The 24,075-nt window shown below is 63.9% G+C and carries 22 protein-coding genes and 3 pseudogenes; 7 read left to right on the plus strand and 18 right to left on the minus strand.

Annotation, left to right across the window (positions count from 1 at the left end):
- Positions 1–9: 9 nt before the first annotated feature.
- Together rnhA and BMZ43_RS06105 are read right to left on the minus strand one after the other, a co-directional pair.
- Positions 10–474 (minus strand): ribonuclease HI, encoded by a 465-nt coding sequence (rnhA, locus tag BMZ43_RS06100; RefSeq protein WP_017640229.1) that lies wholly within the window; start codon positions 472–474, stop codon positions 10–12.
- Positions 467–1,243 (minus strand): methyltransferase domain-containing protein, encoded by a 777-nt coding sequence (locus BMZ43_RS06105; protein ID WP_017640230.1) that lies wholly within the window; start codon positions 1,241–1,243, stop codon positions 467–469. Before BMZ43_RS06105 ends, rnhA begins: the two co-directional genes overlap by 8 nt.
- 83 nt (positions 1,244–1,326) lie before the next feature.
- Here BMZ43_RS06105 and gloB point away from each other — a divergent pair, with 83 nt between their 5' ends.
- From gloB to fabI, 3 genes are all read left to right on the plus strand, one after another.
- On the plus strand, positions 1,327–2,106 hold the full coding sequence (gloB, locus tag BMZ43_RS06110; RefSeq protein ID WP_093251086.1) for a hydroxyacylglutathione hydrolase: 780 nt from the start codon (positions 1,327–1,329) through the stop codon (positions 2,104–2,106).
- 145 nt (positions 2,107–2,251) lie between these two features.
- Positions 2,252–3,886: a lytic transglycosylase domain-containing protein gene (locus BMZ43_RS06115; protein WP_093251089.1), complete on the plus strand. Its 1,635-nt coding sequence runs from the start codon at positions 2,252–2,254 to the stop codon at positions 3,884–3,886.
- 193 nt (positions 3,887–4,079) lie between these two features.
- Complete coding sequence (gene fabI, locus BMZ43_RS06120) at positions 4,080–4,880, plus strand: enoyl-ACP reductase FabI (protein ID WP_017640233.1); 801 nt, start codon at positions 4,080–4,082, stop codon at positions 4,878–4,880.
- Between the two features lie 56 nt (positions 4,881–4,936).
- On the opposite strand, the gene BMZ43_RS06125 is transcribed toward fabI, so the two are convergent.
- The 14 genes and pseudogenes from BMZ43_RS06125 to BMZ43_RS06185 all read right to left on the minus strand — a co-directional run bounded on the left by BMZ43_RS06125 (position 4,937) and on the right by BMZ43_RS06185 (position 17,895).
- The gene (locus BMZ43_RS06125; RefSeq protein WP_093251094.1) at positions 4,937–5,800 is read right to left on the minus strand and encodes a formate/nitrite transporter family protein; all 864 of its coding nucleotides are present in this window, start codon (positions 5,798–5,800) and stop codon (positions 4,937–4,939) included.
- Complete coding sequence (locus BMZ43_RS06130) at positions 5,800–6,045, minus strand: hypothetical protein (protein WP_017640235.1); 246 nt, start codon at positions 6,043–6,045, stop codon at positions 5,800–5,802. Before BMZ43_RS06130 ends, BMZ43_RS06125 begins: the two co-directional genes overlap by 1 nt.
- Positions 6,046–6,140: 95 nt before the next feature.
- Entirely contained in the window at positions 6,141–6,524 is a 384-nt protein-coding gene (locus tag BMZ43_RS06135) for a response regulator (RefSeq protein ID WP_017640236.1), read from the minus strand.
- A 107-nt stretch (positions 6,525–6,631) separates the two neighbouring features.
- Positions 6,632–6,844, minus strand: a complete 213-nt coding sequence (locus BMZ43_RS06140; RefSeq protein WP_037007037.1) for a hypothetical protein — start codon at positions 6,842–6,844, stop codon at positions 6,632–6,634.
- A 244-nt stretch (positions 6,845–7,088) separates the two neighbouring features.
- On the minus strand, positions 7,089–7,952 hold the full coding sequence (locus tag BMZ43_RS27210; RefSeq protein ID WP_371913860.1) for a methyl-accepting chemotaxis protein: 864 nt from the start codon (positions 7,950–7,952) through the stop codon (positions 7,089–7,091).
- A pseudogene (locus tag BMZ43_RS27215) lies at positions 7,944–8,714 on the minus strand (MCP four helix bundle domain-containing protein); the annotation flags it as partial. The pseudogene BMZ43_RS27215 and the gene BMZ43_RS27210, both read right to left, overlap by 9 nt.
- 135 nt (positions 8,715–8,849) lie before the next feature.
- Positions 8,850–10,154, minus strand: coding sequence for an OprD family porin (locus BMZ43_RS06150; protein ID WP_371913861.1), 1,305 nt, complete (start codon positions 10,152–10,154; stop codon positions 8,850–8,852).
- A 172-nt stretch (positions 10,155–10,326) separates the two neighbouring features.
- Positions 10,327–11,793, minus strand: a complete 1,467-nt coding sequence (locus BMZ43_RS06155) for an ABC transporter ATP-binding protein (protein WP_093251105.1) — start codon at positions 11,791–11,793, stop codon at positions 10,327–10,329.
- Positions 11,790–12,611 (minus strand): ABC transporter permease, encoded by an 822-nt coding sequence (locus tag BMZ43_RS06160; protein ID WP_093251109.1) that lies wholly within the window; start codon positions 12,609–12,611, stop codon positions 11,790–11,792. Before BMZ43_RS06160 ends, BMZ43_RS06155 begins: the two co-directional genes overlap by 4 nt.
- Positions 12,608–13,543, minus strand: a complete 936-nt coding sequence (locus BMZ43_RS06165) for an ABC transporter permease (RefSeq protein WP_064308691.1) — start codon at positions 13,541–13,543, stop codon at positions 12,608–12,610. Before BMZ43_RS06165 ends, BMZ43_RS06160 begins: the two co-directional genes overlap by 4 nt.
- Positions 13,540–15,081 (minus strand): ABC transporter substrate-binding protein, encoded by a 1,542-nt coding sequence (locus BMZ43_RS06170; RefSeq protein WP_093251115.1) that lies wholly within the window; start codon positions 15,079–15,081, stop codon positions 13,540–13,542. The genes BMZ43_RS06165 and BMZ43_RS06170 overlap by 4 nt, the downstream gene beginning before the upstream one ends.
- A 311-nt stretch (positions 15,082–15,392) precedes the next feature.
- Complete coding sequence (locus BMZ43_RS06175; RefSeq protein ID WP_093251117.1) at positions 15,393–15,992, minus strand: EF-hand domain-containing protein; 600 nt, start codon at positions 15,990–15,992, stop codon at positions 15,393–15,395.
- Between the two features lie 101 nt (positions 15,993–16,093).
- Entirely contained in the window at positions 16,094–17,152 is a 1,059-nt protein-coding gene (locus BMZ43_RS06180; protein ID WP_093251120.1) for an ATP-binding protein, read from the minus strand.
- Positions 17,153–17,154: 2 nt separating this feature from the next.
- Positions 17,155–17,895: a response regulator gene (locus BMZ43_RS06185; protein ID WP_093251123.1), complete on the minus strand. Its 741-nt coding sequence runs from the start codon at positions 17,893–17,895 to the stop codon at positions 17,155–17,157.
- A gap of 609 nt (positions 17,896–18,504) precedes the next feature.
- Here BMZ43_RS06185 and BMZ43_RS06190 point away from each other — a divergent pair.
- Positions 18,505–19,488: a DUF1852 domain-containing protein gene (locus tag BMZ43_RS06190; protein WP_093251137.1), complete on the plus strand. Its 984-nt coding sequence runs from the start codon at positions 18,505–18,507 to the stop codon at positions 19,486–19,488.
- A gap of 23 nt (positions 19,489–19,511) precedes the next feature.
- Positions 19,512–20,575 (plus strand): annotated as a pseudogene (locus BMZ43_RS06195) (methionine synthase).
- Between the two features lie 105 nt (positions 20,576–20,680).
- Here the strand turns inward: BMZ43_RS06195 and BMZ43_RS06200 are convergent.
- Both BMZ43_RS06200 and BMZ43_RS06205 read right to left on the minus strand, forming a co-directional pair.
- Positions 20,681–21,289, minus strand: a pseudogene (locus BMZ43_RS06200) (substrate binding domain-containing protein); the annotation flags it as partial.
- A gap of 463 nt (positions 21,290–21,752) precedes the next feature.
- Positions 21,753–21,977 carry a hypothetical protein gene (locus BMZ43_RS06205; RefSeq protein WP_093251140.1) on the minus strand — a complete coding sequence of 75 codons (225 nt, stop codon included), beginning with the start codon at positions 21,975–21,977 and terminating at the stop codon, positions 21,753–21,755.
- Between the two features lie 142 nt (positions 21,978–22,119).
- On the opposite strand from BMZ43_RS06205, the gene dusA reads away from it, so the two are divergent.
- Both dusA and tal read left to right on the plus strand, forming a co-directional pair.
- The gene (gene dusA, locus BMZ43_RS06210) at positions 22,120–23,091 is read left to right on the plus strand and encodes a tRNA dihydrouridine(20/20a) synthase DusA (protein WP_093251148.1); all 972 of its coding nucleotides are present in this window, start codon (positions 22,120–22,122) and stop codon (positions 23,089–23,091) included.
- Between the two features lie 47 nt (positions 23,092–23,138).
- On the plus strand, positions 23,139–24,065 hold the full coding sequence (tal, locus tag BMZ43_RS06215; protein WP_064308684.1) for a transaldolase: 927 nt from the start codon (positions 23,139–23,141) through the stop codon (positions 24,063–24,065).
- Positions 24,066–24,075: the final 10 nt, after the last annotated feature.

Raw genomic sequence — 24,075 nt, forward strand, 5'->3', positions numbered from 1 at the left:
CTTGGCTGGTTACGCCTTGGCGGCCTGCTTGGCCTGCCGGACTTCATCGACACCGCGGTTGGCCAACTGGTCGGCCCGCTCGTTCTCGGGATGGCCGGTATGGCCACGCACCCAGCGCCACTCCACCTGATGGCGCTGCACCTGCTCATCCAGGGCCTGCCATAGCTCGGCATTCTTCACTGGCTGCTTGGCGGCGGTCTGCCAGCCGCGCTTCTTCCAGTTCACCAGCCATTGGGTGATGCCCTTCATCACGTACTCGGAGTCGGTGGTCAGGCGGATCTGGCAGGGGCGCTTGAGCGCCGCCAGGGCCTGGATGGCCGCCATCAGCTCCATGCGATTGTTGGTGGTGTTGGCTTCGCCGCCCCAGAGCTCGCGCTCCGCACCCTTGAATTTCAGCAGGGCACCCCAGCCACCGGGGCCGGGATTGCCCTTGCAGGCGCCGTCGGTAAAGACCTCGACGATGTCGTCACTCATTGGATTCACTCGATTCGCGGCGGCTGATCTTGGCCACCGGCATGGGCACCAGCTTGCCACGCGGTTCCTTGCGCGCCTGGGGCACCGGACGCAGGCCGAACATCAGCTTGCGCGCCGAGAGCAGATAGAAACCCGCACCCGCTGCTTGTTCGCAGTTGGGTTCGGCTTCGCCCTGCTCCATCCAGGCCAGCCGCTGTTGCCACTTGGGGGATGAAAGCGGCGGACGATAACACCCGAAGCGGCGTTTCTCCAGCGCGAAACCCAGCACCGACAGCCAGTCGCCGACCCGACTGGGGCCGAAACAGCGGGCCTTGCGCAGCGCATCCCGGGCCAGGTAATGACGCACGCCCCAAAGGCTCCAGGGGTTGATGCCCACTACGACCAGATGGCCGCCGGGCCGGACGCTCAACGCCGCTTCGCGCAACAGCCGGTGGGGCGCCAGGGAGAAATCCAGGCCATGCTGCAGCAGGACCACGTCGGCCGCATGCTCACTCAGCGGCCAGGCGCCTTCCTCACAGACGATGTCGACATCGCCCAGCGGCGGCCCGATGCGCACCGCGTGCCTGAGCTGACCGCAATTGGCCGGTGCCGTGGGGTGCGGACCGTAATGGACGAGATAGCTGCCAAAATGGCGCTTGAGTTCTTCATCGATCAGCACCCGCTCCTGCTCCAGCAGCAACTGGCCCAGGGGGCCTGCCAGCCACTCCCGCGCCGAAGTCATCAACTTCAGCCAGCGCGGATCGACCTGGGCGGAGAATTCATCGTGCATCGTCTGGTCCTCTCATACTGAAGCCTATGCCCTACCACCCACTGCTACCCTAGCGGCCTGCAGTCCGACCCGAGAGCTCATCCATGTTCGACATCCTTCCGCTGCCCGCCTTCAACGATAACTACATCTGGCTGATCAAGGACGCGGCGACAAGACAGGCGGTCGTGGTCGATCCCGGCGATGCCGCGCCCGTACTCGCCTGGCTCGACGCGAACCCCGACTGGCGCCTGACCGATATCCTGATCACACATCATCATAACGACCATACCGGCGGCATCGCCGCGCTCAAGCAGCGTAGCGGCGCCCGGGTGAGCGCGCCGGCCGACGAGCGCATCGCCGCGGTCGACCTGCCCCTGGCCGACGGCCAGCGGCTGGAAGTCCTGGGGATCGCGTTCGAGGTGCTGCGCGTGCCCGGCCATACCGCCGGCCACATCGCCTTTTATGTGGCTGGCGAACGACCCCTGCTGTTCAGCGGCGATACCCTGTTCTCGGCGGGCTGTGGTCGGCTCTTCGAAGGCACGCCCAGCCAGATGCTGGCCTCCCTGCAGCGCCTGGCCAGCCTGCCGGACGCCACCGAAATCTACTGCGGCCACGAATACACCTTGAGCAACCTGCGCTTCGCCCAGGCCGTGGAACCGGAGAATGTCACGGTCCAACAGGCCCTGGCCGAGACCCAGCGGTTGCGGGAGGCCCAGCGGCCTACCCTGCCCTCCACCCTGGGGCGCGAGCGCCGCATCAATCCCTTTCTGCGCACAGCCGAAAACGGCGTGCGCCAACGCCTGCAGGAGGAGCGCGGAGTGGCTGCGGAGGCGTCGGAGGATACCTATTTCGCCGCCCTGAGAGGCTGGAAGGACACGTTCTGACACCTATTGCCCAGGCCCCGTCACCACGCCGGAACGCGCGGTTTTCGGTCGTCGTACAGGTCACAGGCCAAGGGGTTGTTCCTTGACCCCCCGGGATGCGGTTCCTAGAATCGCCCATCCTCCAGCTCCCGGAAAGCCCAGACCAATGCCGCCAGCGACGCCGAAGACCCGCGAATTAGACGTTCTGGCCACCTCCTTCAAAGTCTCGGCGCTTTGCCTCGCGGTCTTTCTCGCCGGCTGTCAAAGCAACTCGCAGCCGGAGAATCGCGCCTATCAGGCCGATCTGCACATGACGCAAAGCAAGATGCAGCGTCCCCCGGAATGGCTGCGCAAGGCGCCGACCACAGCGGCGACCAGCGGCGACATCTGGGACCGGGTGCGGGACGGCTATCAGCTCCAGGGTGCAGGCGACAACGGTACCAATCCGCGCATCGATCGCCAGCGCCTCTGGTATGCGAGCCATGAAGCCGCCCTCGCCCAATCCTGCAGCCGCGGCGCGCCCTACCTGCACTACATCGTCGAGCGCCTCGAAGAGCGCAACATGCCGCTGGAACTGGCTCTGCTACCGGTAGTGGAAAGCTCCTTCAATCCTAATGCCCTTTCGCGCAGTGCGGCCTCCGGTCTGTGGCAGTTCATTCCCACCACCGGCAAGTATTTCAATCTGCGCCAGACCCGCTTCTATGACGGTCGCCGCGACATCACCGCCTCGACCAATGCCGCCCTGGACTACCTGAGCAAGCTGCATGACATGTTCGGCGGCGACTGGCTACTGGCCCTGGCTGCCTACAATGCCGGCGAAGGCACGGTCGGTCGTGCCATCGAACGCAACCAGTCACTGGGTCTGCCGACCGACTACTGGAACCTGTCCTCCCTGCCGCCGGAGACCCAGGACTACGTACCCAAGCTGCTCGCCGTTTCCCAGATCGTGCGCAATCCGGACGCCTACGGCCTGGCCCTGGAGTCCATCCCGAACGAGCCCTACTTCGAAGTGGTGGACATCAAGCAGCACCTGGACCTGGCCCGGGTCGCGGAACTGGCGGATCTGGACGCCAACGAACTCTATCGCCTGAATCCCGCCTACACCCAGCGCGTGACCATGGACGGCCCCAAGCACCTGCTGGTGCCGGCGGAAAAGGCCCAGCGCCTGGTCGCGACCCTGCCCGACATCGCCCCCGAGGCCGTGGTGCAGTGGCAGGAATACCGGGTTCGCCGCGGCGATACCCTGCGCAGCGTCGCCAAGCGCAATCGCGTGAGCGTCGAGCAACTCGTCGCCCTCAACAAGCTCAGTGGCAGCAGCCGCCTGGCCGCTGGCCGGGAATTGCTGATCCCACGGCGCGAGACCGGCAAGACCACCACGCCCCTGGAAACCATCGCCGTGGCCGAAGAGCCCGTGGTACGGACCTACAAGGTGCGCACCGGCGACAGCCTCTGGTCCATCGCCCGGGCCAACGAGGTGGAGCTGGGCGATCTCAAGCGCTGGAACGATCTCGGCAAACGCGGCCTCAAGGTCGGTGAGACCCTGAAGCTGCACGGTACCAGCAGCGGCACCGCCACGGCCGTGGCGATGCCGGCATCCTATACCGTCAAGGCCACCCAGGCAGCTGTCAAGACGACCAAGAACGCCAAGGCCGCGCCCACCTACTACCGGGTCAAGGCGGGCGATTCGCTCTACCAGATCGCCAAGCGCTACAACATCGGCGTGCAGGCGCTGCAGGACTGGAATCCACGCGTGGCCTCCGCCCTGACCCCCGGCCAGACCCTGACGCTGTTCCTCAACTGAGGCGCGACCGCTCACCGCAGCGGTCAACCAGCGCTTTTGTCCCGGGTATCGACCTGCTACCTTACCGCCCCACCCGTGCCTGACCCCTAGCGGAGCCAGGCCAGATCTCGCTCTGACCTGCGCAGAGCCATGCCCAACCCGGACCTAAGCCCTTGGCGGCTGCCCGGGATTCAACACAGAAGAGGAAAAAACCATGGGATTTCTCGCCGGTAAGCGCGTTCTCATCGTCGGCGTCGCCAGCAAGCTGTCCATCGCCTCCGGCATCGCCGCCGCCATGCACCGCGAAGGCGCCGAGCTGGCCTTCACCTACCAGAACGAGAAGCTCAAGGGTCGCGTCGAAGAGTTCGCCGCGGGCTGGGGTTCTAATCCCGAGCTGTGCTTTCCGTGCGATGTCGCCGATGACGCCCAGATCGAAGCCGTGTTCACCGAGCTGGCGAAGAAGTGGGACGGTCTGGATTGCATCGTTCACTCGGTCGGCTTCGCCCCTGGTGACCAGCTGGACGGCGACTTCACCGCGGTGACCACCCGTGACGGCTTCAAGATCGCCCACGACATCAGCGCCTACAGCTTCGTCGCCCTGGCCAAGGCCGGTCGCGAGATGATGCGTGGCCGTAACGGCAGCCTGCTCACCCTGTCCTACCTGGGCGCCGAGCGCACCATGCCCAACTACAACGTCATGGGCATGGCCAAGGCCAGTCTGGAGGCCGGCGTCCGCTACCTGGCCGGCAGCCTCGGCCCGGAAGGCACCCGCGTCAACGCCGTGTCCGCCGGTCCGATCCGCACCCTGGCCGCCTCGGGCATCAAGAGCTTCCGCAAGATGTTGGCCGCCAACGAGCGTCAGACGCCCCTGCGCCGCAACGTGACCATCGACGAAGTCGGCAACGCCGGCGCCTTCCTCTGCTCCGACCTGGCGTCGGGTATCAGCGGCGAGATCCTCTATGTCGACGGCGGCTTCAACACCACCGCCATGGGTCAGCTCAACGACGACGAGTGATCGAAGCAACTGCCTGATCACCGCGAAGGGCCGGCAATTTGCCGGCCCTTTCGCTTTCAAGCGTCGCTGCGCACCTGGGCGTGGCTGATCAGCGCAAAGATCAGGCTGCCGCCGACGATATTGCCGGCCAATGTCGGCCCGGCGAAGGTCAGCCAGAAGTCGCCCCAGCTCGCTTCCCCGGCGAACACCAGATAGGCCACCTCAAGGCTACCCACCACGATGTGGGTAAAGTCGCCCAGAGCCATCAGGTAGGTGATGAGCACGATGATCCAGATCCTGGCGTGCTCCGCAGCCGGCAGCATCCAGACCATGGTGGCGATCATCCAGCCGGATACGATGCCCTTGGCGAACATCGCCGAGGCATCGTTTTCCATCACCTTGGTTCCTATCTCCAAGAATTTCGCGTCGGCCTTGGCATCGAACAGCGGCAGATGGAGGATCACATAGGCGACCAGGATGGTCCCGAGGAGATTACCCACCAGTACCACCCCCCACAGCCGGCCCAGGCGACCGAAGTTATGCAGGGTGGGTTCGCTCATCACCGGCAGCACCGCCGTCAGGGTGTTTTCGGTGAACAGTTGCTGACGAGCCAGGATTACCGCCAGGAAGCCGGCCGAATAGCCAAAGCTGGCGATGACCTTGCTGTAGCCGCCCTCGGGCAGATTGGCGTTGAGCAGCCCCATCGCCATCAGCGAGAGCCCCATGGTCAGGCCGGCGGCCAGCGCCGACCAGAACAACGCCGCGATGGTCCGTTCCAATTCGTGATCACCCTGGGTGCGGATGATCTCATGGAGCACCACGGCGCGTGGCAACTGGTTTTCGTCGACGTCCTCTTCTTCTTCGCGACTCAGCTCCGGGTCATCCGGCGTGGACTCTTGGCTCTGTCGCGGTTCTTCGTCCCGCTCCTGGTCTCTCTTCATCAGACGGCCTGCTCGTCCCAGAGGAGTTCATCGTCGTCGCCGATCTCCGTCACGCGATTGAGCGCGGCATCGGCGGCCTCCTCCGCTTCGGAGGCGAGATCGAAGTGACGCTCCGTCGCGACCTTGTGAAAGGTCGGATGGGCATCTTCGCGCCGCGCCTTGACGGCGATGACCGCTTCAAAACCCTGTTCAGCCGGAACGGCGGACGAGATCGCTTCGTGATGAGTGAAATGCTTGATGGCCATGGACGCCGTTGTCTCCCAACCTGAGGCGACCGAACTGGTCGCACCTGATCAATAGACTGTCCTGGCGGAAAAACGATCTATGGGAAAGTAGCGGATCAGGCGCCGAGCAGCTTCTGCACCTGCAGGTGGAGACGCTCGAGGGAGAAGGGCTTGGTCAGCAAGGGGACCTTGCCCAGCAACGGCGAACCGGTATCGATGATTTCGGCGGGATAACCACTGATGAACAGGACCTTGAGGTCGGGACGCAACTTGAGGGCGGGCTCGGCGATCATCACGCCGGAGACGTCATCGGGCAGGCGAAAGTCGGTGATCAGCAGATCGAGACGCGGCCGACCGGCCAGGATACGAAAGGCTTCGAGCGACGAGGGAGCCTGTAGGACGGTGTAACCCAGCTCGGCAAGATAATCCGCCAGAATCATCAAAATCTGCGGCTCATCCTCGACGACCAGGACAACCTTGCTCTGTTCCGCACTCACCATCTAACCCCTGTACCCACGCGCTCGGCCCCGTTGGACAGAGGAGGCCTATAAAGTTCCATTCTAGACAGAGGTTAGGGGCCGCCAGACGCACCAGCGGCCCTAGACCCTTACTGCTGCTGCTTCTGACCTTGCTCATTGAGCGTGGTCTTGCCGGCACCGGTCGCAGCACCTGCGCCTTCACCGGTCTTCTGGCCAGCCGGGGTGCCCATGCCGGCACTGTTGGCTTTCGGCGGATTGCCTGCACCTTCGGTGGCGAATGCAGCGCCACTGGCAGCGATCAGACCAGCAAACATCAAAGCAGAGATTTTCTTCGCGTTCATGGTAGGACTCCGGGTTGTTTGGACACTGTTTAGGCAGGCCAAGCGCCGATTCGTTCTCTACCCGATAACAGAGGCGATGTAACCGAATACTAAAGATTGTGCCTCAGGCATTCCAGCGGCAAGCCACGCTGCCGGAGTGCGTGCACCGGTACCGGCGAACAGGCTGCGGCCCTCATTAGTCGAGCTATTAGAGCGAAGAACCTGCAGCTGGACGCTGCAAGCCCTTCCCGCCTCCGCACCCTGCCTAGACGGCGAATTCGCGAACCACGCGATTCAGGCCGGTAGCGAGCTTGGATACCTCGGCGCTGGCGCTGGCGGTCTGGGTGGCACCGGTCGCGCTTTGGGTCGCCAGATCCCGGATGCTGGTGATGTTGCGATCGATTTCCCGGGCCACCTGCGCCTGCTCTTCGGCGGCGGTGGCGATGACCGCATTGCGGTCGTTGATCTGGGAGATGGACTCGGCGATCTGCTCCAGGGATACATTGGCCAGTTGGGCGACCGACGTGGATTCCCCGGCCAGTTGCTGACTCTCGGCCATGGCCTTGACGGCCAACGACGAATCGCTCTGGATGGCGCCGATCATCTGTTCGATCTCGCGGGTCGACTGCTGGGTACGATGGGCCAGCGCCCGGACCTCGTCGGCGACCACGGCGAAGCCGCGTCCCTGCTCGCCCGCTCGGGCCGCCTCGATGGCGGCGTTCAGTGCCAGCAGGTTGGTCTGTTCGGCGATGGCGCGAATGACTTCGACCACGGCGTTGATGTCCTGGGCGCGGGACGACAGCGCCTGGATCTGCTCACTGGTACTGGCCACGTTCTGGGCCAGCGCCTCGATCGACTGGACCGTGCGGGTGACCTTGTCCAGGCCTTCGCTGGTCAGGGTCTGGGTGTGCAGCGAGGTGCTGGCCGCATCGGCGGCATTCCGCGCGACCTCCTCCACCGCCGAACTCATCTCGGTTACGGCGCTGGCCGCCTGGTTGACCTCGTCGTTCTGCCGTACATAACCCCGGCTGGCTTCGTCGATCACGGCGGTCATCTCCTCTGCCGCGGAGGCCAACTGGGTCGAGCTGTCGGCGATATGGGAAACGGTGTCGCGCAGATTGCCCTGCATCTGGGCCAGGGCCTGCAGCATGCCGGCCGCCTCGTCACGACCGACCACGGTGATCCGCTCGGTCAGATCCTTGCGGGCGATCCGTTGGGCGATGCGCAGGGCTTCGCCAACCGGTCGCGTGATGCTGCGGATCAGCAGGGCGGCCAGCACTACGGTGGCCAGAACGGTCAGGGCGATGAGGCCATAAACCCAGTACAGGCCCGTGGTGAAGGTGGCCTTTGCCGCGATTCCGGCGGCCTTGGCGCCGCGCTCGTTGAAGGCACTCAGCTCGGCGATGTGCTTTTCCAGAGCATTGGTGAGCGGGCGTATCGACGTATTGATCAGGACGATGGCACCTTCGTTGTCACCTGTGCGCAGTTTCTGCTCGAAGGCTTCCAGCAAGGTCCGGTAGCCTTCCGCCCCCTTGACCACGGCCGCGTACAACTGGCGGTCTTCGTCGCTGGCCAGGGTCGCCTCGTACTCTTTCACCGCCATGAAGAAGGCATCGCGATAGCCGGGAAAGGCCGCGACGGTCTGGGCGCGCAGCTGCGGATCCGGCGTGGTGGTGCCCCTCAGACTTTCCAGACGCAAACGCAGCAGTCCGCCGCCCATCTTCGCTGCCAACTGATTACCTGGTAGCCAACTGGTCTCCACGTCCTGTTCCGCCTCGTAGAGCTTGCCCATCTGTACCACGGCGACGGCGCCGAGCCCGAAGACAATCAGGACGATCACGGAAAAGAACAGGACGGCGCGGGGGGCGACGTTCAGACTGCGCAGACTCATGAGTTGGGCATCCCTAATAAAGTGACTATTAGAGCTATCGGCGCAACAGAGTCCTCTTAAGCCAGGCGCGACGGGCGACAGCGAACCGGCTGCTAGCGGTCGGTTCGTCGCCCCTCACAATAACGATTGCCGGCGCTAGAGCAGGCGCAGCGGATAGTCGACGATCACCCGCAGCTGATCGACCGAACCGCCGGTGGACAGCGAGCCGCGATGCCAGGCCTGGCGCACCCGGATGGACAGACCCTTGGCCGAGCCGGATTGCACGACATAGCGCCCTTCCAGATTCAGCTCCCGCTCCCGGTCGTCGGCGCCGTACAGCCCGCGATAGGCGCTGGTGACGGGCAGGTTGCTGCCATCGATGTCACTGCCGTTGATGTAGCGGGTCATGAGGCTGAGACCGGGTACGCCCAGGGTCTTGAAGTTGAGGTCGTAGCGCGCTTGCCAGGAGCGCTCGCCGGGTGCGTTGAAGTCGGAGAACATCGAGGCATTGCCGAGGAACAGCCCGCCGCCGGTGCGCCCGTTGTCGCCCATGCCGATGTAGTCGAAGGGCGTACCCCCATCGATCCGCTGCCAGCCCAGGGTAAAGGTCTGCGGACCGAGGCTGTAGGCTGCGGCGAAGCTGTACGCCGTATTGTCGATGGGACCGGCGTTGGCGGCACCGGTATCGAGGGTCCGGTACAGGTTGGCATCGAAGGTCAGCGACTGGCTCGCCGACAATGGCTGCACCAGGTTGAAGTTGCCGTAGTACTGATTCCAGATGTCGTCGAGCTGGGCCGCGTAGAGCGACAGGCTGACACCCTTGGCCAAGGCGTACTTGCCCCCGGCGAAGTCGACGTGATCCGCGCGGCGCCGGGCATAACCGGCCCAGAGATCACCGTCCCGGTTGGTGCTGACCTGATCGGTACCCGAGGTGAAATGTCCGGCTTCCAGCGTCAGGCCGGAGATGTCCGTGCTGAGGATGCTCCAGCCGGTGGCACTCTGGGGCAGCAGGCGGCTGGTGCTGATGGCGAAGACCGGTGCCGTGGGCAGTTGCTGACCGTAGCGCACCACCGTCTGTCCCAGACGCAGCTTGGCCGCCGCGCCGGCGCGGGAATACTCGTCCGCCGGTTGGTTGCCGGCATGGACGGGTAGATTGCCGGTTCCTCGGCGCCCGGGACCGCCATCGAGCTTCAGGCCCAGGTAGCCGAACGCGTCGACGCCCAACCCGACCGTGCCCTGGGTGAAGCCGGACTGGTAGTCGAGCAGAAAGCCCTGGGTCCAATCCTTCTGATCGGCCCGGCCGTTGCGGCGATCGCTGCCGAAATAATAGTTGCGCAGGGTCAGGGTGAGCTTGCTGTCGTCCAGGAAGCCGTCGGCCCTGGCCTCCTCGCCCGTCAGCAGCCCCATACAGCCGCCCAATACGCCCAGTGCCAGCGGCGCGGCCAGGCGCCTGCCGTGCAACCAGCGACTGGCTCGGGGTAATCCTTTCTGATAGCGCAAGCGTTCCATGAAGTCCTCTGCGGAGTGTGGGTGATCTAGTTGTTGGAAAGACGCGCGCACGAAGGCAGTGGCATCGCACCACGGCCTTGGCGACGTCTGTTGGCAGGCCCGCACCCCCGTGCGGGCCCTGATCTCAGGTCAGGGATTCAGCCAGGCGGCTGCCCTGCTCCCGTGCCGGCGCTTGGTCCTGCAGGGGTCTGGTGTGGGTGCCCAGGTGGATGCGCCGATCGGCGACGGCCTCCACCAGGTGCTCGTCATGGCTGACCAGAAGGATGACGGTTCCGGACTCCTCAGCTGTCTCGACCAGCAGCTCGATCATCTCCTGCTGGGTGATGAGATCCAGCCGCGAGCTGGGTTCGTCGGCAAAGATCAGCGCTGGATCGAGCAAGAGCACGCGCAGCAGGGAAAAACGCTGCAATTCGCCGCCGGAGATGTTGCCGGGCAAGCGATCCAGCAGCCGCTCATCGAGCCGCAGGCGCTGCATCAGCCGGCCAATCCGTGCCGCCTCCAGGCGATGCAGCCGCACCAGATCCGCCAGCAATTGACGGAGGGTCACCGAGGGCGCGAAAGCGGCCACCGGGTCCTGGTGCAGCTTCTGGAAAGCGCAGCGACTCAGACCAGGCTGGCGCCGAATCGCCCCGCTACTGGGCGCGGCCAAGCCGAGCAGGATGTCGCCCAGGGTCGACTTGCCGCAGCCAGACGGCCCGGTCACGCCGAGGATCTCGCCGGGCCGGACGGTAAAGGACAGCTCTTCGAACAGCTGCTTGCCGCCGCGCTGGGCGGACAGGCCTTCCACCGCGACCACGGCGTCATCGGCGAGCGGTCGCGCGGCACGTTTCGACCATTGCGCGGGATCGGCAGCCAGCAACTGGCGGGTATAGGCATGCTGCGGCTGGCCCAGTACCTGCTCAGCCGTGCCCGATTCGATCACCCGCCCCTTGAGCATGATCATCACCTCGCCACCCAGCCGGCGCGCGACTTCCAGGTCGTGGGTAATGATGAGCAGGCTGCCGCCCTCGGCCAGCATGGCCTTGAGCAGGTCGATCACCTCGTCGATGCGATCGCGATCCAGGCCCTTGGTGGGCTCGTCGGCGATGAGTACCGGCGAGCCACCGGCATGGGTGGCGGCAAAGGCCAGGCGCTGGGCCATGCCCCCGGACAGCTGGAAGGGATACTTGCGCTCGGCGCCGGCCAGACCCAGGCGCGCCAGATCCGCGCTGGCCTTGGCGCGGGCTTCGGCACGGCTGAGGCCAACCACCTGGGTATAGGTCTCGGTGACCTGGGACAGGGCCTTCATGGTCGGGTCCAGGCTCAGCCAGGGTTCCTGGGGCAGCACCGCCAGCCCCCTGCCCCAATGCTCGCGGCGACCGGCCTGGCGGCCCTCTTCGCTGAAGCCGTCCGCCAGGCCGATCTGCCCGTGGGCCTGCAGTCCTGCCGGCAGGTTACCGACCACCCCCTGGGCGAACAGACTCTTGCCCGAGCCGGTCTCGCCGATGATGGACAACACCTGACCCGGCGCCAGGCGGATGGACAGTGGTTCCACCAACTGAGCCTCGGCGGTACGGATCTCCAGCGCCGTGGTAGTGAGCAAGGCGGTCATGGCTTGCGTCCTCCGGTGATGAGCAGCAGCGACAGCACGGTCAGAAAGATCGCGAGGATCGGCAGGGCGATGACCAGCGGCGCTTCGGCGTAATAAGGCAGCAATTCGGTGATCATCAGCCCCAGCTCGGCGGTGGGCGGCCGTACGCCGATGCTGACGAAGCCCAGGGCGGCGATGGCCATGATGGTCGAGGCGGCGCCAAAGGCAGCGATGGTCAGGAGAACCGGTGCCAGTTGCGGCCAGAGATGGCGGCGCACGATGTAGACCGGCCCGAAGCCCAGCAGCTGGCTAGCGGCTACCGCCGGCGAAGCCAGTACGGTGCGCGACAGCGCGCGGGTCATGCGGAAGTACTCCACCCACAGCACCAGGGCCACGGCGCTATAGAGGGCGACGAAGGAACCGGGAAACACCGCGACGATCAGCAGGACCAGCAGCAGACCTGGCAGGGCCAGGAACAACTCGGCCAGTCCGCCCAGCAGCTTGTCGACCAGCCCGCCCTTCCAGGCGGCCAGGATGCCCAGCAGCACGCCCGGGATGGCGGCGGTGCAGACGCTGATGAAGGCCAGCCCCAGCGAGAAGCGGATGGCTACCGACAGCCGCGCCAGCATGTCACGACCCAGGTGATCGGTGCCCAGGGGATAGGCGCTGGTGGGTGCCGCGAGGATCGCCATATAGTCCTGGCGGGCGATGTCGCCCTGCCAGAGCAGCGGGGTGAGCACGGCGAAGGCGATCATGGCGGCCAGCAGAGCCAGGCCCAGTCCGCGCGCGGAAGACTTCACTGGAGGCGCCGCCAGGGCAGCGGTAGCGTCGAGATTCATGCGTTTCTCCCACGCGGGTCGATCAGGTGATTGGCGAGATCGACCAGGGTATTGAGGATGACGAACAGCAGTCCCATCGCCAGGGCGGTGCCCTGCACCATGGGCACGTCGCGCTGAACGATGGCGTGGACCAGGCCGTGACCGATGCCCGGCCAGGCGAACAGCGTCTCCACCACCACCACGCCTTCGATGAGATACACCAGCTGCACGCCCAGGTAGGTCACCACCGGCACGCCGATATTGCGCAGGCCGTGGCGCAGGAAGACCCCGGCGCCTCTCAGGCCCTTGAGGCGGCCGAAGCTGTAATAGGCGGAGGCCGCGACCTCCACGGTGGCATCCCGGGCGACCCGGGACGACACGGCGGCCAGCCCCAGGGCCAGGGTCAGCGTGGGCAGCACGCTGTGCCAGAAGGTGCCGTGCCCGGCCGCCGGGAACAGCTGCCAGGAGATGGCGAACAACAGCACGAAGATAACGCCCAGGACGAATTGCGGCAGCGCGCGGATCGCGGTGGTCAGCAGCAGCAGGCCGCGGTCCAGCAGGCTGCCCGGACGCAGACCGGCTACCACCCCCAGCGGCGGCCCCAGCAGCAGCGACAGGCAGACGGCGCCAATGGCCAGGCGGATGGAGCTGCCCAGTTCGTGGGCGACGACATCCATCACCGGCTTGCCGGAGACCAGCGAATGGCCGAGATCCAGGGTCAGCAGATCGCCGATCCAGGCGAAGAAGCGCCACAGCAGCGGCTGATCCAGATTGAGCTCGGCCCGCACGGCCTCGGCCGCCGCGGTATCCACCAGATCGTAACCGTAACGTCCGGCGGCGATGCGGTAGGCGGCGTCGCCCGGCAGCAGGTTCATGAACAGGAAGGTGAGCCCCCCGACCAGCAGGGCGACCAGGCCCGCCTGCAGCAGGCGAAAGGCGAGCAGGCGGGTCATTGGCTCCACCGCATCTTGCTCAGGCCAAAGGTGCGCTCGAAGGGATCGATGGCGGCGCCTTGGACGGCATTGGACACGGCCATGGTCTGGCGATACCAGGCCACCGGGATCACCGGCAGGTCCTTTTGCACCTGGGCCATGGCGGCGTAGCGCTGACGCTGTTGCTCGGCCGGATCATCGCTGGCCAGCAGCGCGGCCAAGGCCTGATCGAAGGCCGGATTCTGCCACCCCAGCGGGCCCCATTCGGCGCCACCGTGGCTGAAGTCATTGAGCAGGGTGACCAGGGGATCGGGCACCAGTGCGAAGTTGCGACCATAGAGCGCCAGCTGCAGCGAGCCGTCGTTGTGGGCGGCGGGGATGGCGCTGGAGTTCTGCACTGCGACTTCCACGTCCACGCCCACTTCGCGCAACTGCGCCTGCAGGGCGGTAGCGATCAGCGGCAACTCGGGACGATCCGAATAGGTCAGCAGCTTGAGCCTGAGCGGCTTGCCGTCCTTCTGCAGGATGCCATCGGCTCCCGCAGTCCAGCCCTGGCCGGCCAGCAGCTTGCGCGACGCCGCCGGATCATAGGCGAGCGGCGCCAGCTCGGGGTCATGCCAGGCGGGCACGTTCTTGGCGAACAGCTGGGTCGCACCGGTACCCGGGGCGCGTAACACGGCGGCGGCGACGCCCTCACGCTGGATGGCCAGACTGAGCGCCTGCCGCACCTCGACCGGCGCGGTGGCGCCAGCGCCGGAGTTGGGGGTCAGCAACACCACCCGCGGAACCGGCTCGATCAGTACCTTGAGATTGCTGGAGCGCTTGAGTCGCGCGATGCTGGGCGGATCAAGCTGGAACACCAGTTCGGCATCGCCGCTTTCAGCCATCAGGGTGCGGGTCTCGCCGCGGCCGGCGGCCAGGTAGGTGGTCTTGGCGATCTCCGGCTGGGTGCCCCAGTAGCCGGCGAAGCGCTCGGCGGCCAGACGCTGGGGCGGCTCCAGCAGGGTCAGCTGGTACGGTCCCGTGCCGATGATCTTCTGCACCTTGCCATCGGCATCATAGGCGGCGGGCGCCAGGATATTGGTGGAGGAATGCGCCAACAGGGCCAGCAAGGGCTTGAAGGGTTTCGCCAGGCGGATCACCACCTCGTTACCCTCGGCAGTGACCGATTCCATGCCTGCCTGCTTGAGTACTCCGGGCTTGCCGCGTGCCGCATTGAGCGCAGCGGCCGCGGCTTCCGCCGTGAGGTCGCTGCCGTCATGGAATTTCACCCCCTGGCGAATGGCGAGCCGCCAGGTCAGGCCATCTGCCGATTCCGTCCAGCGCTCTGCCAGTCCAGCGATCGGCTTGCCCTGGCCATAGGTTTCGAGCAGGGTCTCGGCGATCTGCATGCGCTGGAAGACGAAGCCGGAAATCGACGGGTCCAGACCACCGATCTCGAAGGGGCCAACCACATCGAAGACGCGTTCCTGAGCGCTGGAAAGGGTCGGCACGAACGCGACCAGGGTGGCCAAGGCCGAAGCGGTCAGGGCCGTGCGGAGGGGGCGGGATGAAAGCATGACAGTCCTTAGCAAAGCGAAAACGCCGATACCCGCTGCTGACACCTAGGTCTCGGCCAAGCCAATGAAGGCGCACGTTATATCATAACATTTCCGCGAGAATCCAAAGCCAAGCCGTGATGGCAACATCTTGAAACAGCTAAGAAATTAGCCCGGGATGCAGCCAGCTGACGGCACCCAGGGACCTGGTGTCGAGGGGTAAGGGGTTCACCCCTCACGGGGAGCGGCGCGGAGAAAGGAGTCGCGTGAAGCCTGAGTGGGTGCAGACTGGACGGCCCCTGGCCGCCCTGCCCTGCGCTATCGACCTACGTTCAGGCAGCGACGTTCAAGGTACTACCCGTGGCGCTACTGGTGCCGTTGCTGCCAATGCTCTGGTACTGGCGCAATACCGCCTGAACCAGTTGCGCATAGGGGCTCGACGCCGTCCCAGTGCTAGCCTCGGCCTCGGTGTCCCCTTGCCCGCTCGTACCCTGGGGCGGCGGTGGAGGCATGGGCGGGCGCGCTGAACCGCCCAGCCCCGCGACGCTGGAATCGCTGGATTCCTCCGTGCCCCTCTGCCCCTGGGGAGCGCCAGGTGCACCCGGCGGCGGTGCGAAGGCCGAGGCAAATTCGCTCTCGCCGACGCTGCCATCGCCATCCTGGTCCAGCATGCCGAGCAACTTGTCGATGTCGATATCTCCGCTTTCGTCGGTAGCCGTCTGGGTATCGCTCGCCGCACTGGCGGCGGCGGTGAGTTCGCTCTTGCTGATGGCGCCGTCGCCATCGCTGTCGAGCTTGCTGAACAGCTTCTTCAACGGGTTGCCGTCTTTACCCCCGCTGACGCTGTTGCCGGACGCTGTCGTAGCTGTGCCTTTGATCGCGCTGGCACTGCTGTAGTAGCTGGAGTAGCCACTGCCTATTCCGCTGATCATGAATATCTCTCCTGGGAAATGCGGACATCGATGTTCCGCACTTGCCAGTATCCGCCGCCTGGATGTCGGCCATTTGGCCACTTTGTATGCCCGGCGATACATCAGGGGCGCGGTAGCACCACCTGACAGGTCAGTCCGCCACCGGGGGTTTCGCCAAGCGTCAGCTCGCCCCCCATGTGCGCCGCCGCTTCCCGGGCGATGGCCAGCCCCAGCCCGGTCCCCCCGGAGGATCTGTTGCGCGAGCCCTCCAGGCGATAGAAGGGTTCGAACACCGCCTCACGATACTGGGCCGGTATCCCAGGGCCGCGATCGAGGATGGAGATGATCAGCCGCCCCGGCTGTTCGCTCAGCTGGATCTCCGCCTGGCCGGCGTAGCGCAAGGCGTTCTGCAGCAGATTGCCGAGACAGGAGCGCAACGCCATGGGCGCCACCTTCAGTGGCTGGCAACATCCCTGGACTGCGACCTGGGCGCCCTCCTCGGCCGCATCTTCGGCCATGGCCTCGACCAGCGCCTGGACATCGCAAAGGATGGGACGCTCCTGGCGGTGCTGTTCGCGCAGATACCTCAGGGTGCCGTCGAGCAACTCGATCATGTCGTCCACGTCCTGGCTGACCCGGGCATGTAGGCGTGGATCGTCGATGTCCTCGATGCGCAGCTTCACCCGCGCCAGGGGCGTGCGCAGATCATGGGAGATGGCCGTGAGCATGCGCCCACGCTGCTGGAGCTGTTCGAGCAGGTGCTGGTGCATGCGATTGAGCGCCCGCGCGGCTTCCCGGGTCTCCCAGGGGCCGGTGACCGGAATGGGCGAACCGTCGAGGTTGTGGCTCAGGTGCTCGGCGGTCTCGGTCAACTGGCGCAGCGGCCGGGTCAGCAGCCGCGCCCCGAGCCAGGCCGCGATCACCAGCGAGCCCAGCTGGAAGATCAAGGGGCCGCCGAGGAACCACTCGATGCGCTGCCAGACGCCGGGCTCCCGATGGGGAAAAGGCCCAGGCGGCGGTGGCCGATCGAAGGCGACCTCGCCCGCCATGGGCGGTGGAGGTGGTGGCGGACGCTCGCCGAGCCCATGACGAAACCAGAAGAAGGCCAGCAGATGGCCCAGCAGGATGGCCAGCAGAAAGACCCCGAACAGCCGGGCGAACAAGGTATCCAGGCGGCGCATGGCTAGTGCCCTATCTGCCTGGCATCGAACAGATAGCCCTCGCCGCGCACGGTCTTGATCAACTGCGGCGCCCGGGGATCGTCGCCCAACTTGCTGCGCAGCCGCGACACCTGCAGATCGATGCTGCGATCGAAGGCCTCGATCGCCCGTCCCCGGGTGGCATCGAGCAACTGCTCACGGCTCAGCACCTGGCGCGGCTGCTCGATGAAGACCCAAAGCAGCCGCACCTCGGCATTGGACAGGGGCACCATCACCCCGGCGGGCGAATGCAACTGGTGCAGGACACCATCCAGTTTCCAGCCATCGAAGCTGACACTGGTCCGCGGCGCCTTGCGTTGGGTCACCTGCCCCTCCTGGGTCCGCCGCAGTACCGACTGGATCCGTGCCACCAGCTCCCGCGGTTCGAAAGGTTTGGCCATGTAGTCGTCGGCGCCCAGCTCCAGGCCGATGATGCGATCCGCCGGCTCGCACTGGGCGGTCAGCATCAGGATGGGAATGCCACTGTCGCGCCGCAGCGAACGACAGAGGGAAAGCCCATCCTCCCCCGGCAGCATCAGATCCAGCACCACCAGGTCGAAGGCCTCCCCCGCCAGCGCCCGACGCATTTCTAGGCCGTTACCCACGCCCCGGGCACTAATGCTGAAGCGCGCCAGGTAACCGCAAATCAACTCGCGGATCGACGGATCGTCATCCACCAGCAGGATGCGCGAGGTCCAGCGCGGGGATTCGGATGACAGCGACATCGGGGCTACCTGAACAGTCGGACGATCTGGATGCGCATGCTAGCCGTTCGCCCGGCGGGGCAGCTACGGATTGGCATGTAGGCTTGTGTAAAGGTGGTCAAGGGATGGATACCTGAGGTTTGCCGGAGCGCCTATGACCAAAGGCGCCCAGCGTTGGAACGCATCTGCGGCGGGTCCTTTCCCTACGCCAAGGCCTCCCCTTCGGCTTTAACCAGGCGCAGCGGATCCTGGTAGCCGCCTGAATTTGGAGACCAAGCTGGCCCAGGGCTCGGTCACCGCATAACGCAGGCGACCAGAGCGAGCCGCGGCGGCTATGACACCGGAATAGAGCCAAGGCGAAGCGGATGGTGGAGCGGGAGTGGCAGCAGCCGGCCGAGAAAACGTCGGCCTAGTGAGGGTGTCTGCCGAAGCGCTTCACAGGCGATCCGGCCCTGCGCCTAATCATGAGTCCCGCTAAAGTTTTTTTGAAATCAATTCATTATCTATAGCGTCACCGCTGAAATAGACTGAGTGCTCATATTAGTCAGTCCAGTTCCGGCAATGAATCATGACGACAATGCCGGCAACCGGATGCTCTTTGCCTGAAGTTTGAGAAGGAGCGATTTGGCGATGAGCCATAATTTCGATTATTTAATTAAAAAGACACCGTTCGACGAGCGCTACCGCCCCTCGGAAAATACCCGCATCACCACTAATTTCGCCAACCTGGCGAGAGGTGACAATCGCCAGGAGAACCTGAAAAACACATTGAAGATGATGAATAATCGCTTCAACTCCCTGGCTGACTGGGACAATCCGCAAGGGGACAGATACAGCATCGAGCTCGACATCATCTCCGTCGCAGTGAGGCTCGACCGCACAGGTGGCGAAGCCACTATCCCCTTGATCGAAACCCTGAAGACCAACATCCTAGACAGGCACGCCGAAGAGCGCATAGAGGGCGTAGCCGGAAACAACTTCTCGTCCTATGTGCGTGATTACGATTTCAGCATCCTGCTCTCCGAGCACAACAGGGACAGAGAAGGCTTCAGTACCCCAGAAAATTTTGGCGAACTACATGGAAAATTATTCAAAGACTTCGTAGGCTCAAGCGCCTACAAGGCCAACTTCAGCAAACCGCCAGTCGTCTGCCTCAGCGTCTCCACCAGCCGGTTGTATCAGCGCACGGAAAATCAACACCCAGTGCTCGGCCTCGAGTATCGGCAAGACGAATACTCATTGACCGATGAGTATTTTGCAAAAATGGGACTGAAGGTGCGCTACTTCATGCCCCCCAATAGCGTTGCGCCTCTGGCCTTTTATTTTTCAGGTGACCTGCTGAACGACTATACGCACCTGGAACTCATTAGCGTAATTAGCACTATGGATACCTTTCAAAAGATCTATCGGCCTGAGATCTACAACGCAAATTCGGTCGCGGGCCACCTGTATCGCCCTAACCTGAGGCATCAGGATTACTCTCTGACCCGAATCCTATACGACCGGGAAGAGCGCAGCCAACTGGCGATAGAGCAGGGAAAATCCACTGAAGAGCATTTCATCAGACCCTATCGATCCCTGCTTGAGCAGTGGTCTGCCACGTCTTCCTTTTAAATATTTGCACAGGGCCAATACCAATGAAGAAGCTGTTACCCACTTCCACCGCAGGAAGCCTGCCCAAGCCCTCTTGGCTCGCCCAACCGGAAACGCTCTGGTCACCCTGGAAGTTGGAAGGCGAGGAATTACTCGAAGGCAAACAGGACGCGCTACGCCTGTCTTTATTTGAACAGCAGCAGGCTGGTATCGACATCGTCAGCGATGGCGAGCAAACCCGCCAGCACTTCGTCACCACCTTTATTGAAAATCTGAGCGGTGTCGATTTCGCCAAGCGCGAAGTCGTCAGAATCCGTAATCGCTATGACGCCAGCGTACCTACGGTAGTGGGAGCCGTCGAACGCCGGAAGCCGGTATTCATCGAAGACGCCAAATACCTCCGCCAGCAAACGACACAGCCGATCAAGTGGGCGCTACCAGGCCCGATGACCATGATCGATACCCTCTACGACAATCACTACAAGAGTCGGGAAAAACTGCCTGGGAATTCGCCGGCATCCTGAACCAGGAGGCCAGGGAGCTGGAAGCGGCGGGCGTCGACATCATCCAGTTCGATGAACCCGCGTTCAATGTCTTCTTCGATGAAGTCAACGACTGGGGAGTCGCCGCCTTGGAGCGCGCGATCGAAGGGCTCAGGTGCGAGACGGCGGTGCACATCTGCTACGGCTACGGTATCAAGGCCAATACCGACTGGAAGAAGACCCTGGGCTCGGAGTGGCGGCAATACGAAGAAGCCTTTCCCAAGCTGCAGAAATCCAAGATCGACATCGTCTCCCTTGAATGCCATAACTCGCACGTTCCCCTGGAGCTGATCGAACTCATCCGCGGCAAGAAAGTGATGGTGGGCGCCATTGATGTGGCGAGCAACGCCATCGAAACGCCCGAGGAGGTCGCCCAGACCCTGCGGAACGCGCTGCAATTCGTGGCAGCGGATAAACTCTATCCTTGCACCAATTGCGGCATGGCGCCGCTGTCGCGAAGAGTGGCAAGGGGAAAACTGAAGGCCTTGAGCGCTGGTGCAGAGATCGTGCGGAGGGAGCTGCAAGGCCGGGTTCGCCAGCCTGAACGAATCAGGGTGGCGCCATAGCAATTCGAGCCGGTAAAAACGCCTGATGCTTCTATTAGGCGTTTTTGCGTTTCCTTCGGCTCTAGTCTCAGCGCTGGCGCCTAGCCGCTGATCGAGGGCACTTGGCTACTCCGCCCTGCCTAACGATGCTTCCAGCCGCTCCAGGAAAGCGTGGACACGCTGTGGCACCTGGCGCCTTTTAGGAAACACAGCGGTGATGAAGAGTTGCTCCGGAGTGGCATCTTCAAGTTCTATTAGTTGCAGACGGCTGCCCTCGATATCGTCACGCACGTCCCAGTATGTAAGCATTGCGATCCCTGGCCCTTGCTTGCTGGCGGTACGCACAGCTTCAACACTATTAGCGGCGAAAGGACTCTGCCCTTGAAGCCAACCGGATCTCCATCACGCACGAAGGGCCAGTGCGGCATACCGTGTAGGGCTATGCAGCGATGCCCGCGTAAGTCGTCGAGCACGGTGCCCCCCCTGCTGCACCAGATAAGCCGGGCTTGCGCTGAGCACTCGCGGATTAGGGGCAAGTGGACGTGTGACCAACTCGGAATCACGCAGTGTGGCAATGCGGATAGCGACATCAATCCCCAGGCTCACGATATCGACGATGCTATCCGACAAGACCAGATCGATCTGCAGCCTGAGGTGATCTGCCAGTAACAGCGGAATCAGCGGCATGATCACTGTCTGGCCGAACACAGTGGGCGCAGTCAGCTTCAGGATGCCGCTGGCGGTTCCCGCGCTCGCTTTGAAAGTGACCTTTGCCGCCTCGCTCGTATCGAGAAGCGTTTAGGCAAAAGGCAGGAAAGCTTCGCCCTCAGCGGTCAGCGAAACTCGACCTGATACCGAGCACAAAGGGTGACGGCTGCTGCATGCCGAGGAACACGCTGAGGCCCAGGCTACCGGTGCAGCCAGCGAGCAGCCAGGCGCAGAATCGCGTCGGGTCGAGCTGTTGAACGTAGGCCACAATCCTTTCCAGGTCGTCTGAGTCCAAATCTTACTCAACGACGAAAGGGGCTGCGTCTCGTACCGAGTAAATCGGATACCCATGGCGCTTGCCACATGGCTGCACCCGCATACCAGCTTGGAGCTGACCGTGCGGTTATGCAGGCCGAACAGCTGCCCAAGCTGGGAGATCGACGCGCCTTCATAGATAAGGCCCTTCGTCGTCTCGTCCATCATCGCGCTGTCAGCCCTTTTGCCAACCATCACGCACATGCTCCTGGATCAGTCGCTGGAGGGTATCGCGCGGTAGACGCTGTAGCGCCTCAATGTGCCGCTCGGTGTAGAGCTGCAGCTGCCGCCGGCCACGGCGCACCTGGCCATAGATTGAGTATGACACGCCGAGCAGCTCCACCGCATAGGTCGGTCCAAGGCGCGTATACTGCTCGAAGTCGATCAGCGTCTGGTTCACGGCGCGCTCTCGCCCTTTGTTGAGTCGGAAAATGTGCGCAATGCGCGCATCTTCTCAATCGCCGAAACTAGCCCAAAGTGCTTTTCTAGGTGTTACCAAAGCCGTTACCGCGAGAAATCGCTTTCGTAAGTGACTATTTTTAATGAAATTTTCTCGTAAATTCTCCGTGGCGCCCATGATGGACTGGACGGATCGTCACTGCCGTTACTTTCATCGTCTGCTGTCCCAGCATGCCCTGCTCTATACCGAGATGGTCACCACCGGTGCCCTGCTGCATGGTGATGCCCAGCGGTTCTTGCGGCACGACGAGACCGAGCATCCCCTGGCGCTGCAGCTGGGCGGCAGCGTGCCGGCCGAGCTGGCCGCCGCGGCGCGGCTGGGTGAGCAGGCGGGGTATGACGAGATCAACCTGAACGTCGGTTGCCCCAGCGACCGGGTGCAGAACAACATGATCGGCGCCTGCCTGATGGCCTATCCCGAGCGGGTGGCCGACAGCGTCAAGGCGATGCGCGATGCCGTGGCCATCCCGGTGACGGTCAAGCACCGCATCGGTATCTCCGGGCGCGACAGCTACGAGGCGCTGCGGGACTTCGTCGGCCAAGTCGCGGACGCGGGTTGCCGCAGCTTCACCGTGCACGCGCGCATCGCAATCCTCGAAGGGCTGTCACCCAAGCAGAATCGCGAGATCCCACCGCTGCGCTACGACGTGGCCGCACAGCTGGTGCAGGACTTCCCGGATCTCGAATTCATTCTGAATGGCGGCCTCAAGACCCTGGACACCTGTCGCGAGCAGCTGGAGGTCTTTGATGGGGTAATGCTGGGTCGCGAGGCCTACCAGAATCCCTACCTGCTGGCCGAGGTGGACGCGGCGCTCTACGGTTGCGACCGTCCGCCACTGACTCGCCATGAAGTCATGCTGCGGCTGCGGCCCTATGTCGAGGCACATCTGCAACAGGGTGGTCTCATCCACCACGTCACCCGCCATGTCCTGGGCCTGGCGCAGGGCTTTCCCGGCGCGCGGCGCTTCCGGCAACTGCTGTCCACCGATCTGCATCGCAGCCCTGAACCGCTGCGCCTGTATGACGAGGCCACTGAACTTCTCAGGGGCCACTGAGTCACGTCTCCACGATGTCCATTCGTTAACCGAAGGAAAGACCTGCCATGAGCAAGCTGGAACAACTCAAGCAATACACCACGGTCGTCGCCGATACCGGCGATCTGGACGCCATCGCCCGCCTCAAGCCCTACGACGCCACCACCAATCCCTCGCTGCTGCTCAAGGCCGCTGCCCTGCCCCGCTACGAAGAACACCTGCAGGCCGCCTTCAGCGGCGCCGGCGGTGACATCGGCCTGGCCTGCGATCGCTTCGCCGTCGCCGTCGGTGGTGAGATCCTCAAGCTGATCCCTGGCCGCATCTCCACCGAGGTGGACGCGCGCCTGTCCTTTGACACCGGCGCCACCCTGGATCGCGCCCATCGCCTGATCGAGCTGTATGAGAAGGCCGGTATCGGCAAGGACCGCGTGCTGATCAAGATCGCCTCCACCTGGGAAGGCATCCGCGCGGCCGAGCAACTGGAAAAGGAAGGCATCCAGACCAACCTGACCCTGCTGTTCTCCTTCGCCCAGGCCGCGGCCTGCGCCGACGCCGGTGTGTTCCTGATCTCGCCCTTCGTCGGTCGCATCTACGACTGGTACAAGAAGGCCGAAGGCCGTGACTACGAAGGCGCCGAAGACCCGGGCGTGAAGTCCGTGACCCGTATCTACCAGTACTACAAGGCCAATGGCTACGAGACCGTGGTGATGGGTGCCAGCTTCCGCAACCTGAACCAGATCGAGCAGCTGGCCGGCTGCGACCGCCTGACCATCAGCCCCGAACTGCTGCAGCAGCTGTCGGAAGCCCAGGGCGACCTGCCGCGCGTACTGACCGCCGACAGCACCGGTGGCGAACCCAAGCAGCAGCTGAACGAGGCTGCCTTCCGCTGGGCGCACAACGAAGACGCCATGGCCACCGAGAAGCTGGCAGAAGGCATTCGCCAATTCGCGCGGGATCAGGAAAAGTTGGAAGTGCTGCTGCCCGGCAAGCGCTAAGCCGGAGCGT

The organism is Pseudomonas sp. Snoq117.2 (assembly GCF_900110545.1).
Classification (GTDB): domain Bacteria; phylum Pseudomonadota; class Gammaproteobacteria; order Pseudomonadales; family Pseudomonadaceae; genus Chryseomonas; species Chryseomonas benzopyrenica.